11 protein-coding genes are annotated in these 13,098 nt (G+C 72.5%); 5 read left to right on the forward strand and 6 right to left on the reverse strand.

Annotation, left to right across the window (positions count from 1 at the left end; all coding sequences use genetic code 11):
* Nucleotides 1–16: 16 nt before the first annotated feature.
* Nucleotides 17–2,104: a YhgE/Pip family protein gene (locus ACFVH0_RS30100; protein WP_385825287.1), complete on the reverse strand. Its 2,088-nt coding sequence runs from the start codon at nucleotides 2,102–2,104 to the stop codon at nucleotides 17–19.
* Entirely contained in the window at nucleotides 2,076–2,864 is a 789-nt protein-coding gene (locus ACFVH0_RS30105) for an ATP-binding cassette domain-containing protein (protein ID WP_385825289.1), read from the reverse strand. Before ACFVH0_RS30105 ends, ACFVH0_RS30100 begins: the two co-directional genes overlap by 29 nt.
* 168 nt (nucleotides 2,865–3,032) lie before the next feature.
* Between ACFVH0_RS30105 and ACFVH0_RS30110 the strand changes: the two genes are divergently transcribed.
* The 3 genes from ACFVH0_RS30110 (at nucleotide 3,033) to ACFVH0_RS30120 (ending at nucleotide 5,104) form a co-directional block, all read left to right on the forward strand.
* On the forward strand, nucleotides 3,033–3,560 hold the full coding sequence (locus tag ACFVH0_RS30110; RefSeq protein WP_124718163.1) for an SAV_6107 family HEPN domain-containing protein: 528 nt from the start codon (nucleotides 3,033–3,035) through the stop codon (nucleotides 3,558–3,560).
* A 102-nt stretch (nucleotides 3,561–3,662) separates the two neighbouring features.
* The gene (locus tag ACFVH0_RS30115) at nucleotides 3,663–4,421 is read left to right on the forward strand and encodes a class I SAM-dependent methyltransferase (RefSeq protein WP_385825291.1); all 759 of its coding nucleotides are present in this window, start codon (nucleotides 3,663–3,665) and stop codon (nucleotides 4,419–4,421) included.
* Between the two features lie 290 nt (nucleotides 4,422–4,711).
* Nucleotides 4,712–5,104, forward strand: coding sequence for a DUF3040 domain-containing protein (locus ACFVH0_RS30120; RefSeq protein WP_385825293.1), 393 nt, complete (start codon nucleotides 4,712–4,714; stop codon nucleotides 5,102–5,104).
* 261 nt (nucleotides 5,105–5,365) lie between these two features.
* Here ACFVH0_RS30120 and ACFVH0_RS30125 read toward each other — a convergent pair whose 3' ends face one another.
* The 4 genes from ACFVH0_RS30125 to ACFVH0_RS30140 all read right to left on the reverse strand — a co-directional run bounded on the left by ACFVH0_RS30125 (nucleotide 5,366) and on the right by ACFVH0_RS30140 (nucleotide 11,106).
* The gene (locus ACFVH0_RS30125; RefSeq protein WP_385825295.1) at nucleotides 5,366–7,876 is read right to left on the reverse strand and encodes a DUF3488 and DUF4129 domain-containing transglutaminase family protein; all 2,511 of its coding nucleotides are present in this window, start codon (nucleotides 7,874–7,876) and stop codon (nucleotides 5,366–5,368) included.
* Nucleotides 7,873–9,252: a DUF58 domain-containing protein gene (locus ACFVH0_RS30130; protein ID WP_385825297.1), complete on the reverse strand. Its 1,380-nt coding sequence runs from the start codon at nucleotides 9,250–9,252 to the stop codon at nucleotides 7,873–7,875. The genes ACFVH0_RS30125 and ACFVH0_RS30130 overlap by 4 nt, the downstream gene beginning before the upstream one ends.
* The gene (locus ACFVH0_RS30135; RefSeq protein ID WP_385825298.1) at nucleotides 9,252–10,298 is read right to left on the reverse strand and encodes an AAA family ATPase; all 1,047 of its coding nucleotides are present in this window, start codon (nucleotides 10,296–10,298) and stop codon (nucleotides 9,252–9,254) included. Before ACFVH0_RS30135 ends, ACFVH0_RS30130 begins: the two co-directional genes overlap by 1 nt.
* A 244-nt stretch (nucleotides 10,299–10,542) precedes the next feature.
* Nucleotides 10,543–11,106, reverse strand: a complete 564-nt coding sequence (locus ACFVH0_RS30140) for a beta-class carbonic anhydrase (protein WP_385825300.1) — start codon at nucleotides 11,104–11,106, stop codon at nucleotides 10,543–10,545.
* A gap of 380 nt (nucleotides 11,107–11,486) precedes the next feature.
* Between ACFVH0_RS30140 and rsmH the strand changes: the two genes are divergently transcribed.
* Entirely contained in the window at nucleotides 11,487–12,452 is a 966-nt protein-coding gene (gene rsmH / locus ACFVH0_RS30145; protein WP_385825302.1) for a 16S rRNA (cytosine(1402)-N(4))-methyltransferase RsmH, read from the forward strand.
* Nucleotides 12,453–12,501: 49 nt separating this feature from the next.
* Nucleotides 12,502–13,095 (forward strand): septum formation initiator, encoded by a 594-nt coding sequence (locus tag ACFVH0_RS30150; protein ID WP_385825304.1) that lies wholly within the window; start codon nucleotides 12,502–12,504, stop codon nucleotides 13,093–13,095.
* The last annotated feature ends 3 nt before the right edge of the window (nucleotides 13,096–13,098 follow it).

Consider the following 13,098-nt stretch of genomic DNA (forward strand, 5'->3'; position numbering starts at 1 on the left):
ACAGGTTCCGGCGTGCTCACAGGCTCAGCTCCGGGTGGAGCCGGTCCAGGGTCCACACCTGCTTGCGGCGTGCGGCGACCGCGGTCAGGGCGAGCGCCCCCGCCGTGAAGGCCAGCAGCACCGCGCTGCCCTGCCAGACCGGTCCCAGGCCGCCGCCCGTGATCAGCCGGCGCAGCCCCTCGACGATGTAGCTCATCGGCAGGTAGGGATGGATCGCGTTGAAGAAGCCGGGGCTGGTCTGGACGGGATACGTTCCCCCGGCCGAGGTCAGCTGGAGCATCAGCACCGCCAGTACGAGGATCCGTCCCGCGGCTCCGAACCGGGCGTTCAGCCACTGCACGATCGCCGCGAAGCAGCAGGTCACCAGCGCCAGGAAGCCGACCGTTCCGGCGGCGCGGGCCATCTGCAGACCCAGCCCCCAGTGCAGTACGGACATCAGGGCGGCCACCTGGAGCAGGCCGATCGCGGCCACCGGCAGCCAGCCCGCGAAGGCGATCCGCCAGGCGGAGGCCCCGGCGGCGAGCGCGCGCCGGTTGAGCGGCTGGATCAGCATGTAGGCCACCATCGCGCCGACCCAGAGGGAGAGCGGGATGAAGTACGGCGCGAAGCCGGTGCCGTAGTTGGGGGCCGCGTGCAGCGACTGGGAGGCCAGCTTCACCGGGTCGGCCATCACTCCGGTACGGGCGTCACGGTCCTTCTTGTCGTAGTCGGGGATCTTGCCGACGCCGTCGTTGAGCCCGTCGGCGAGGGTGGCCGAGCCGTCGCCGAGCCGGATCAGCCCGCCGTCCAGGTTCGTCGCGCCCTTCTTGAGGTCACTCACGCCGGAGTCCAGGTCGGCGGAGCCGGTCCTGGCCGTGGCGAGGCCGGTGTGCAGGTCGTCGGCGCCCTTGGCGACCTTGTGGGCGCCGGTGTTGAGAGCGTTGATCTTCTTGACGGCGGACTCCAGGTCCTCGTCCAGCCGCGGTGCGCGCTCGGCCAGGTCGTCGGCCTGCCGCTGGAGCGTGGTCAGCTGCTTGCGCAGCTTCTTCAGGTCCCCGTTCTGGTTCGTGACCAGTACGTTCACGTCGTCGGCGACCTTCGCGACATCGGCCGCCGCGGTTGTGGCGCGCTTGAGGGGCGGGCAGATGTCGGGGTCGTCGGGCTGCTGGTCCACGCAACTGGTGCGGTGGATCTCGGCCAGGTCGTCGGAGGCGGTGTGGGCGGCGGTGGCAGCAGTGGGCGCCGCCTTCACCAGCAGGTCGAGGTTGTCGCGCACGGTCTTCGAGGAATCGGAGACCAGCCGGGCGGTGTCGCCGATCGACTTGCCGTTGTCCTTCAGGAACGGACGGACGTCGCCCGCCACCCCGTTCACCTTGTCGGCGAGCTGCTGGGTGCCGTCGGCGACCTGCCGGGAGCCGGTCTCCAGGTCGCCCGCGCCCTTGTTCAGCTTGACGATCCCGCCGGCCAGCCGGCCGCTGCCGGCCTTGGCGTCCTTGAGCCCGTCCGCGAGATCCTCCGATCCCTTCTTGGCCTTGCCGATGCCGCCCTTGAGGTCGTCGGCCCCCTTGGCGGCCTTCGCCGTCGCGTCGTGGAGGTCGGAGAAGTTGATGAAGATCCGGTCGTAGAAGCCGCGCGAGGCATTGGTCGACGCGGCGGTGCGCACCTCGGAGAAGACCGTGCGGGAGATCTGCCCGACGATGTAGTTGTTGGCGTCGTTGGTCCGCACCTGGAGCGCGCCGGTCTCGGGGGAGTCACCGGAACTGGAGGCGATCCGCTTGCTGAAGTCCGACGGCATGGTGAGCGAGAGGTAGTACGTGCCGTCCTCGACGCCCTTGTCGGCCTCGGCGGAACTCACCTCGTGCCAGTCGAAGACCTTGGAGTCGAGGAGCTTGCCGGTGATCTCGTCGCCGGCCGAGACGCGCTTGCCGGAAGCGGTGGCGCCCTTGTCGTTGTTGACCAGCGCGACGGGGATCTTGTCGAGGCGGCCGTACGGATCCCAGAAGGACCACAGGTACAGCGCGCCGTAGAGCAGCGGCAGGAGCAGCAGTGCGACGAGTGCGGCGCGCGGCAGCTTTCCCCTGCCGAAACGCTTGAGCTCAAGCGCGGCCAGTCTCGGCGAACGCATCGGCCGTTCCTTCCTCGGTCGTGTTTCCCCCGGTCTTGCTTTCCCCTGCCGGGTCGGCCCCGGCGGTGGTGTCCGTGCGCAGGGTGATCGCGTCCTCGGGCGCCTGGCTGCAGACGGCGAGCACGGTGGTGCCGCCGGCCGCGACGGACCGCAGCAGCTCCCAGGCCTCGGAGCGTTCGGCGTCGGAGAGCTTGAGATCGGTGTCGTCCACCGCGAGCAGCCGGGGGCCGCCGATCAGCGCGAGGGCGATGGAGAGCCGCAGCGCCTCCAGCCGCTCCAGATCCCGCACGGAGGTCCGCTCGCCCTTGGGCAGCGTGGCCGGGTCGAGTCCGGTGGCGTCCAGCGCCGCGTCGATCCGCCCCCGGGCGGTCGCGATCCGCTCGGCACGCGGGCGCAGCAGGGCGCGCAGCGAGCCGTCGAAGCGGCGCTGCAGCAGGGCCCGCTCGCGCAGGTGCTCGGCGACGGTGAAGGCCGGGTCGAGCTCGCTGACCCCGGGGACGGGGCCCAGCGCGGCGATGCGGCGTACGGCGGCCATCTTGCGCGGCAGGCGCAGCCCGCCGATCTTCGCCTGGCCCTCGGTGGGGCGCATCCGGCCGGTGAGGGCGAGCAGCAGGCAGGTGCGGCCCGAGCCGGACGGGCCCTCGATCGCCACCAGCGAGCCGGGCCCGGCATCGATCCCCACGTCCCGAAAGGCCCAGCCGCGCGGCCCCTTGAGGCCGAAATTCTCGGCGGTGACGGATGCCCCGTGCGGGCTGTCCACAGACCCTCCCCCTCTTTTGAACTGACCGGTCAGTCCAAAAAGGTAGCCCGAACTTGCGAACGAAGCAAAGGCACAGGTCAGGGCGGGGTCGAGACCGATTGTCAGTGGTGCCCCTCACGATGGATACATACGGCCACGGAGCCGTTACACGAGACAGGAGGTTTCGTCATGGCCCACTCGTCCGCAGCAGCCGCACCCCGGCGCCGCGCAGACGGCCCTGCCCCCTCACTGACCGGCCCGGCAAGCGATGTCCACCCCGTTCTGCGCCGCACCACGGCGCCGCCCGCCGCCCTCGATCTGCTCGCCAAGGCCCGCACCGGCCTCGACGAGGCCGCCGTTCTCGATGTGCCGAACGAGCGGTACGCCACCGCCCACCTCGCAGCGCTGCGCACCGCGGCCGCGGTGCTCGCCGCGAGGGCCCGCCCGGAGACGTCCGGGCGGCGCCGGGAGCGCATCCGCAGCGCCTGGGAGGTCCTGCCCGAAATAGCCCCCGAGCTGACCGAGTGGAGCGCGCTGTTCGCCTCCGGCGCCCGCCGCCGGGCCCGCGCGGAGGCAGGGATACCGGGCGCCGCCAGCCGGCGGGACGCCGACGACCTGTTGCGTGACGCGGCGATGTTCCTGCGTCTGGTCGAGCGGCTGCTGGTGCTTCAGCCGGTGCTCCCGCAGGCCAGGAGGGAGCGGCCCGACGCGGGATGACGGCAGCGGCGGCGTGAGGCAATAGGGTGGGCAGCGCTCGTACCACCTGCACTGTTCACGCTCCGCCGTCAGAGGCGGCACCGTGCCGAGGAGTCATCTGCCGTGTCGGACCAGCTGCGCCCCCGCGCCTCCCTCCGTACCGCCGTGGTCTGGGAGGTCCTCAAGGACGCCCTCGACCACCGGGTGAAGGCGACCGGCAGGGACGCCCTGGATGTCCTGGACACCGGCGGCGGCACCGGTAACTTCGCGGTGCCGGTCGCCCGTCTCGGTCACAGCGTCACCGTCGTCGACCCCAGCCCCAACGCGCTCTTCGCGCTGGAGCGCCGCGCCGCCGAGGCCGGGGTCGCCGATCGGGTCCGCGGTGTCCAGGGCGACATCCACGGCCTGTTCGAGGTGGTCGAGCGCGGCGGGTACGACGCGGTGCTGTGCCACGGCGTCCTGGAGTACGTGGACGACCCGGCCGAAGGCGTACGCAATGCCGTGGCGGCGCTCCGGCCGTCCGGTGCGCTCAGCCTGCTCGCCGCCGGCCTCGGCGGTGCCGTCCTGGCCCGGGCGCTCGCCGGACACTTCACCGAGGCCCGGCAGGCGCTCGGCGACCCGGCGGGCCGCTGGGGCGAGGGCGACCCGGTGCCCCGGCGTTACACCGCGGAGCAGCTCACCGAGCTGGTCTCCGGCGCCGACGTCGAGGTCGGCGCGGTCCACGGCGTACGGATCTTCGCGGATCTTGTGCCGGGCGTGCTGGTGGACACGGAGCCCGGTGCGGTCGAGGCCCTGCTCAAGCTGGAGTCCGCCGCGGCCGAGCTGCCCGCCTTCCACTCGGTCGCGACGCAGCTGCACGTTCTGGGCACCAAGCGCGCCTGAGCGCCGACCGGTCGGTGGTAGCTCGGCCGTAGCGCGGCTGATCAGCGACGCAGCGGCAGACGGAGTACGCACCGGGCCCCCCGATCGGGGGCTTCGCCCCGTATGATCGGGGGACACCATCCGGCATGACGGATCGGAGGTTGGGGAATCAACGCCTCAGCAGCTGAGCCGTCGTGGCGGCCCGGACTGGCTGATGGGCAAGAAGGCGGGTTTCACGGGGGCGATTCCCTGCCTATCCTGGAAGGGCCGCATACCGGCCGCCCCCCGCGGCCGACGACGAGGAGGACTCCGTGCCGCTCTCGGAGCACGAGCAGCGAATGCTCGAGCAAATGGAGCGAGCGCTGTACGCCGAAGATCCCAAGTTCGCGACAGCGCTCGAGGGAAGCGGGCTGCGTACGTACACCCGGCGACGGGTCTACCAGGCGATCGCAGGCTTCCTGGTGGGTATCGCGCTCCTCATGGCCGGAATGGTCGCCCAGCAGATCTGGATCAGCGTGGTGGGTTTTCTCGTCATGCTGGGCTGCGCGGTCCTTGCGGTCACTGGTTGGCGCAAGGCGCCCAAACCGGGCGAGCATCCGGCAGCCGGAGGCGGTGGCGAGCGCAGCCGGCCCAGGCAACGCCGGACCGTGATGAACCGCATCGAGCAGCGGTGGCAGCGCCGCCGCGACGAGCAGGGCCACTAGGCCCTCGGACACACTTGGGTGAGGGGCGGCCGCGCCGACGCGGCCGCCCCTCATGCGTGCCCGGGGCCGGTCACCGCGGACGGATACCGGGCCGACCGCTCTGCGGGGCGGGGCTTCGCGTGGGCCGAGGCTTGGACGGGTGCGGCTGCGCCCGGGCGGGCCCGCCCGCCGCTGCCGACGAACGCCGCCGGAGGCCCTCGGGCCGGCTGCCGGGGCCGTAGCGGGGCGTGGCCCGCGGCCTGCCGCAGACCACGCCCCCGGTCATCCCTGCTGGCGCGACGGGCGCCGCGGCCACCCCGCCCACCGGACGCGGCCCCACAGCGCCGTGCACCTGTCGGTGAACACCGCCCAGCGGTCCGCGGCCGCCCAGATCACCCGAACGGCCGAGCGCGGAGCCACGACCGCCCGGATCCGGGTCATGCGGCCGGCGGACGCCCGCAGACCGGCCCGTACCGTCGACACGTCCTCGGCGAGGCCGGTGCTCACCCGGGGCTCCGGGGCGTAGAGCACCTGCTCCACCGCCCCGGCCACCCGGTGCACGGCAGCGGCCGCGTCGGGGTCGAGCTGCCCCAGCCGCACCACCCGGTCCGCCGCCTTGCGCGGGGTCCGGGAATCGTCCGGTTCGATGCCGTGGTCCCAGGCGGTGTCGGTGATCTCCTGCCAGGCCGCCAGCGTGCCGGCCGTGACGTACCCCGGTGGGCCGGGTTCGATGCCCCGGCCCCGGTGGGTGCCGGAGGTGCCCTGCCCCGTCGGCGCTGGTGCGATGCGGTCGCGCACCGGCGTACGCCCGTCGGAGAGGCTCAGCCTGCGCCTGCGTGCCCGCAGTCGCCAGAGCAGCGGCAGCAGCGGCAGCGCGAGGACCACCACGGCGAGCAGGGCCACACCGACGACGGTGCCCGTCGGCGTCCCCGAGTCCGTCGGAGGCGTCACGCCCGGCGCCGCCGAGCTGCCGCACTCGCCCTGCTTGCGCATCTGCGCCGGGCAGCCGTCCGGGACGGACGGTGCGGTCGACGGAGCCGCCGAGGCGCCCTTCTCGGGCAGGGCCGGCATATCCGTGTCACCCGTGGGGACGTTCTGCTGGGTGTACGGCGGCGTGGTGCCCCGCGTCGGAGTCGGCTCGAAACGGGTCCACCCGACGCCCTCGAAGTACAGCTCGGGCCAGGCGTGCGCATCGCGCAGCCCCACCGAGACCGAACCGTCCGGCTGCCCGGTGCCCGGAGTGAAGCCCACCGCGACCCGCGCCGGGATGCCCAGCGTCCGGGCCATCGCGGCCATCGTGAAGGAGAAGTGGACGCAGAAGCCCTGCTTCTCCTTCAGGAACCGGGTGATCGCAGAGCTGCCGGTGCCCGAGTTCACCGAGGTGTTGTAGCTGAAGCCGCCGTTCGAGGCGAAGTAGTCCTGCAGCTTCACCGCCCGCTCGTAATCGTTGGCGGCGCCCTGGGTCACCCTGTCCGCGGTCTCCTCGACGATCTTCGGCAGCGAGCCGGGAACGCGGGTGTATTCGCGCCGCAGCTCGGCCGGTGCGGGGCCCGCCGCGGCGAGCTGCTCGGCGGTCGGCTCGACCAGCAGGCTGGAGACCCGGTACTGCGCGCCCCGGGTCGTCTCCCCGCGGTCGCCCACAAGGGTCCGCCCCTCCGGTTCGTACCGCCAGCGTCCGTCGATGCCGACCTCGGTCGCCGGGTAGGGGAGCGGCAGATAGGTCTGCTGGTAGGAGCGGGACGCGGAGATGTTCGACGTGACCTCGGTGACCGCCACGTCCGGGCCGAGGCCCGCCGGGGCCGGGAGCCGCTTGGGCACGTCCTTCAGACGGCGCGTGGAGGGCCGCCACTCGCTCCCGTTGAACTGGTCCAGGGCCAGAATCCGCAGATAGAAGTCCTGCGGGGCGCCGGAATTGGTGCGGTAGGACATCACCTGCCGGTTCTCCGGCTGGTTCAGATTGTCCTGCAACGAGACCAGAGGGTTCACCGCGGAGATGGTGCCGCCGCCCCCCTTGCCGGCGCTGCCGGTGCCCGTACCGAACAGCATTCCGCCTTCGAGCGCCGGCAGCGCCGCCGGGACGACCAGCGCGACGCCCAGCGCCAGCGCACCGATGCGGCGCCCGGTACGGACCGGGGCCGTCGGACGGCCGCCCGCGAGCGCCGCCCCGAGCGCCGGACCTCCCGGGGTCCTGGTGGCCGCGCCGCTGAAGACCCGCCCCCACTGGGAGAGCCGGTCCCGGCCCTCCGCCAGCAGGAGCAGCAGATAGCCACCGGCCGCCAGCAGGAACCAGAGCCAGTCCGCCCCGCCACCGGACAGCCCCGCGGCCACCGAGTAGAGCGCGAGGAGCGGCAGGCCGGCCGGGGCCGCGCTGCGGAATGTCACCGCGAGGGCGTCCACCGCCAGGCCCACCAGCAGCACACCGCCGATCAGCATCAGCCGGATGCCGTCCGTCACGGGAGCCGGGGCGGCGTACCTGCCGACGTCCTCGGCGCCCGACGTCAGCAGATGCGACAGGCGCTGGACGGCCTCCGGGCCGGGCAGCAGACCGGCCATCGCCTGCTGCCTGGCGAACACCACCGTCAGCAGGACCAGCGTGACCAGCGCCTGCGCAGCGACGACCAGCACACGGGGCACGGGCGCCCGGCGGACCAGCGCGCCCGTCCCGCTCTGCACCGCCAGCAGGAACGCCGCCTGCAGGATCCATCCGGCCGGCTCGACCAGCGGCAGCATCGAGGCCGCCGCCATCAGCGTCGCCGCAAAGGCGCACAGCGCCAGCCGACCACGACCGCTCATGACCATCCCCCGGAGAAACCCGTCGTGCCGCCCGCCGCGGCGGACTGTGCCGCCGCGCCGTGCTGCCCCGCCTGCCGCCAGTACCGGGCGAGCCCGGTCCCGGGCGAAACCGCCACCGCCGTCCACCCCGACTCGCGCAGCAGCCGCAGCCGCCGCTCGGACGCCGCCTCCGCTCCCGCGGGCGGGACATCGCCCTGCCTCCAGTCCGAGCTGTCCAGCACGAACGCGACGGCGCCGCCGCTGCGCTGCCGCATCCGCGCCGCCACCGCCGCCTGCTCCTCGTCCAGATCACCGAAGAACGCGATCAGCAGCCCCTCGTTGCCGCCGCGCATCACTTCGTACGCGCGTGACAGACCGCTGCCGTCGGAGTGGTCGACCACCGCCAGGGTGTCCATCATCAGCCCTGCCGAGTCGGCGGACTCCTGCGTCGAGCCGGCGAAACCGCCCGCGCCCTCGCCGGGAACCGCGGTCCCGTCGTCGGTCAGCAGCCGGACGGCGAAGCCGCGCTCCAGCATGTGCACGAGCGCGGACGCGGCCCCGGACACCGCCCACTCGAAGGCGGAGTCGGGCCCCGCCCCCTGATAGGCGGTCCGCCTGGTGTCCAGCAGGACCGTGCACCTGGCCCGCTGCGGCTGCTCCTCGCGGCGCACCATCAGCTCGCCGTAGCGCGCGGTGGAGCGCCAGTGGACCCGGCGCAGATCGTCGCCGTGCCGGTAGCCGCGCGGGATCACGTCGTCGTCACCGGCCAGCGCCAGCGAACGCTGCCGTCCCTCGCCGTACCCCGAGGCCTCGCCGGCCAGCCGCACCGGCGGCAGCGGCTCGGTCCGCGGAATGACGACGAGGGTGTCGTACGCGCTGAACGAACGGGTCAGCTCGCACATCCCGAACGGATCGCTCAGCCGCAGCTGCAACGGCCCGAGCGGATAGCGCCCGCGCAGATCCGACCGCACCCGGTAGGACACCTCGCGACGGCCGCCCGCCTCCACCCGGTCCAGCACGAACCGGGGCCGCGGCCCGAGCACATAGGGCACCCGGTCCTGGAGCATCAGCAGCCCGGTGGGCATCCGCGACACGTTCTCCATCCGCAGATGGACCCGTGCCTCCGAGCCCGCCGGAACCCGGGACGGCGAGAGCCGCCGGGTGCCCGCGACCCGGTAGCGGGTGCGGACGAGCACCACCACACAGACCAGCGGCAGCGCGGCGAGCAGCAGCCCGACCCGCAGCAGATCCGCCTGCCCGAGCACAAAGGCGCAGACCGCCGCGGCGATACCGGCCGCCAGAAAGGACCGCCCGCGCGTGGTCAGCCCGCTCAGGGCGGCCCGCATACCGCCCTTCTCACCGCCGTCGTCCATCGCGGCCGGCCCCCCGGCGGCCATCAGACCCGCCGTGCGCCGGGCTGCTGCCGGCCGTACGGCACCCGGCCCGGATGATGCTGCGGCTGGACCTGGGTTCCGCCGTTCGCGGTCGGAACCGGTGTCTGCTGGAGGATCTCCTGCACGACCTGCTCGGCGGTACGGCGGTTCAGCTGGGCCTGTGCCGTCGGCAGCAGCCGGTGCGCGAGCACCGCTACCGCCAGCGCCTGCACATCGTCCGGCAGGCAGTAGTCCCGGGCGCTCAGCGCCGCGGAGGCCTTCGCCGCGCGCAGCAGATGCAGGGTGGCCCGCGGCGAGGCGCCGAGCCGGAGATCGGGATGGCTGCGGGTGGCCGCGACGAGCTCCACCGCGTACCGCCGCACGGCGTCGGCCACATGCACCGTGCGCACCGCGTCGATCAGCTTCACGATGTCGTGGGCGTGGGCCACCGGCTGCAGGTCGTCGAGCGGAGGGAGGCCGCCGTGCACGTCGAGCATCCGCAGCTCGGCGTCCGCACTCGGATAGCCGATCGAGACCCGCGCCATGAACCGGTCGCGCTGGGCCTCGGGCAGCGGATAGGTGCCCTCCATCTCCACCGGGTTCTGTGTGGCCACCACCATGAACGGGTCGGGCAGCTCGTAGCTGTGCCCGTCGATGGTGACCTGGCGCTCCTCCATGGACTCCAGCAGTGCCGACTGGGTCTTCGGCGATGCCCGGTTGATCTCGTCGCCGATCACGATCTGGGCGAAGATCGCGCCCGGTTTGAATTCGAAGTCGCGCCGCTGCTGGTCGAAGATGGACACACCGGTGATGTCCGAGGGCAGCAGGTCCGGCGTGAACTGAATGCGCCGCACCGAGCAGTCGATGGACCGTGCCAGAGCCTTGGCCAGCATCGTCTTGCCGACCCCGGGGACATCCTCGATGAGGAGATGCCCCTCCGCCAGCAGCACGGTCAGCGAAAGCCGTACGACCTCGGGCTTGCCCTCGATCACGCTCTCCACCGACCTGCGCACCCGCTCCGCAGTCGTGGTCAGATCTGTGAGGCTCGCTCGATCGTCATAGGTCGTCACCCGGCCCTCCTCGGCCCTGCCCCACGCTCACCAGGAGCGGTGGGGTACCCCATTCACGGGCCGACGCGCACGCAGCGGTCCGGCCCACCCCGAAACACGGACACCCCTTCGGACACGTCCGGCGGGATGTCACACGCGCATTCTTGTTGCCGTTACCGCTTCGTGTCACTCGCCTGTGGACAACTGAGGGCGAAATGCCGGTTTCGGTGGGGTTTTCGGTTCCTGGTGGGTGGTGTCCGGGAGGTCAGGAGGAGGGAAGGATCTCCCGCAGCAGACCGCTGGTGACATCGAAGACGAAGCCGCGGACATCGTCGGTGTGCAGCAGGAACGGCGAGGTGCGCACGCGCTGCATCGACTGCCGTACGTCCTGGTCGGCGTCCTTGTACGCCTCGACCGCCCAGACCGGACGCTGGCCGACCTCCACCTCCAGCTCCTGGCGGAACTCCTCGGTGAGCGACTCCAGGCCGCAGTTGGTGTGGTGGATCAGTATCACGCTGCGCGTTCCGAGGGCCCGCTGGCTGATGGTCAGCGAGCGGATCACGTCGTCGGTGACCACACCGCCCGCGTTGCGGATGGTGTGGCAGTCGCCGAGCGACAGGCCCAGTGCGTCGTGCAGGTCGAGCCGGGCGTCCATGCAGGCGACCACGGCGACGCGCAGCACCGGCTTGGCGTCCATGCCCGGGTCTTCGAAATCGGCGGCGTACCGGACGTTCGCCTCGACGAGACGGTCGGTGACCGTGTTCCCGGTGCGGGCCTGGTCGGCGTCGTCCGAGGGAAACCGGACAGGGGAGTGCGCGGAAGTCGACATGGATATGACGTTAGCTCCCGCACCCGCTCCCGTCGTGCTGTGGGAAGGGACAAAGAACGTCAACGAGGCTTGTTGTGAGGTAACCCACAAGCCTCACAACCGTTCGTTCGGGCGGGTGAACAGGGGGTCGGGCGACGCGCTGCCGGGTTGATTGATCGGGAATCGATCGAATGGCAGGGTGGACTAAAGTGACGGGAAGTTACCGACACCCTGCACATTCCGTAGATTTCCCCTGTGTGTGCGGCGTACGTACGGGCCCGGCCCTCTCCCGCTCGCGGTCGGCCGACGCCCCTTCCCCGGCGTCGGCCCACCTCCCCTTCTGAGCGGGCGGGGACCAGGCCGTACGTGCGGCCACACGGGACCTGAGCCTGAGAGGGCGCATGAGCCAGACCCGACACGTCCCGGTGATGCTCCAGCGATGCCTGGACCTGTTGGCCCCGGCTCTGGAGGCGCCGGGCCCGCAGGCGCCCGTGGTCGTCGACTGCACCCTCGGCCTCGGCGGTCACAGCGAGGCGCTGCTCTCCGCCTTCCCCTCCGTGCGGCTGATCGGGCTGGACCGGGACAAGGAGGCGCTGAGGCTCTCCGGCGAGCGGCTCGCCCCGTACGGCGACCGGGCCACCCTGGTGCACGCCGTCTACGACGAGCTGCCCGAGGTGCTCGACAGGCTCGGCATCCCCAAGGTCCAGGGCGTCCTGTTCGACCTCGGTGTCTCCTCCATGCAGCTGGACGAGGCCGACCGCGGATTCGCGTACGCCCAGGACGCCCCGCTCGACATGCGCATGGACCAGACGACCGGCATCGGCGCGGCCGAGGTGCTCAACACCTATCCGCCGGGCGAACTGGTGCGGATCCTGCGGGCTTACGGCGAGGAGAAGCAGGCCAAGCGGATCGTCTCCGCCATCGTGCGCGAGCGCGAGAAGGAGCCGTTCAGCAACAGCGCCCGGCTCGTCGAGCTGATCCGCGACTCGCTGCCCCAGGCGGCCAAGCGCACCGGCGGCAACCCCGCCAAGCGGACCTTCCAGGCGCTGCGCATCGAGGTCAACGGCGAGCTCAGCGTCCTGGAGCGGGCCATTCCGGCGGCTGTGCAGAGCCTCGCGGTCGGCGGCCGGATCGCCGTCCTCTCGTACCACTCGCTGGAGGACCGGCTGGTCAAGCAGGTGTTCGCGGCGGGCGCCGCCACCACGGCGCCGCCCGGACTGCCGGTCGTCCCCGAGCGCTACCAGCCCCGGCTGAAGCTGCTGACCCGCGGCGCGGAACTGCCCACCGAGGAGGAGGTCGCCGAGAACCGGCGGGCCGCCCCTGCCCGGCTGCGTGGTGCCCAGCGGATCCGCGAGGAGGAACGATGAGCGCCCGGCGTCCGGCGGCCCGGAAACCGGTGATGTGCGGGGCGGTGCGGTGAGCAGACCGGCCGGGCAGTTGAAAGGGCGTGCCGCGAGGCTCGCCCGGCTGATGCCGTCCGGGCCCAGCAACGCGGCCCGTACGCCCTTCGTCCTGCTGGTCGTGGTGCTGCTCGGCGGCGGCCTGATCACGCTCCTGGTGCTCAACTCGGCCCTCAACGAAGGGTCGTTCAGGCTGAGCGAGCTGAAGAAGCGGACCACCGAACTCACCGACGAGCAGCAGGCCCTCCAGCGCGACGTCGACGACTTCTCCAAGCCGGACGCCCTGGAGCGCCGCGCCCGAGAACTGGGCATGGTGCCCGGCGGCAGCCCCGCCTTCCTGAACCCGGACGGCACGGTCCGCGGCGTACCCGCCGAGACCACCGCGGAGCCCGTCCCGCCGCCGCAGCAGCAGAGCAGTGCGCCGGCGGCGCCCCCCGCAACCGCGCCCCCCGCCGCCGGCTCCCAGCTCAAGCCCAGCGCCCCGGCCCAGCCCGCCCCGTCGGCATCGGCCACACCTTCGGGCGCCGCCGCGCCGCCCAGCACCTCCGTGACCCCGCCCGCCGGGGCGCGTACCCCGGCAGACCAGACCCCGACGAGCCCCGGCAGGTGACGC

The sequence above is a fragment of the Streptomyces sp. NPDC127117 genome, from assembly GCF_042677325.1.
GTDB lineage: Bacteria > Actinomycetota > Actinomycetes > Streptomycetales > Streptomycetaceae > Streptomyces.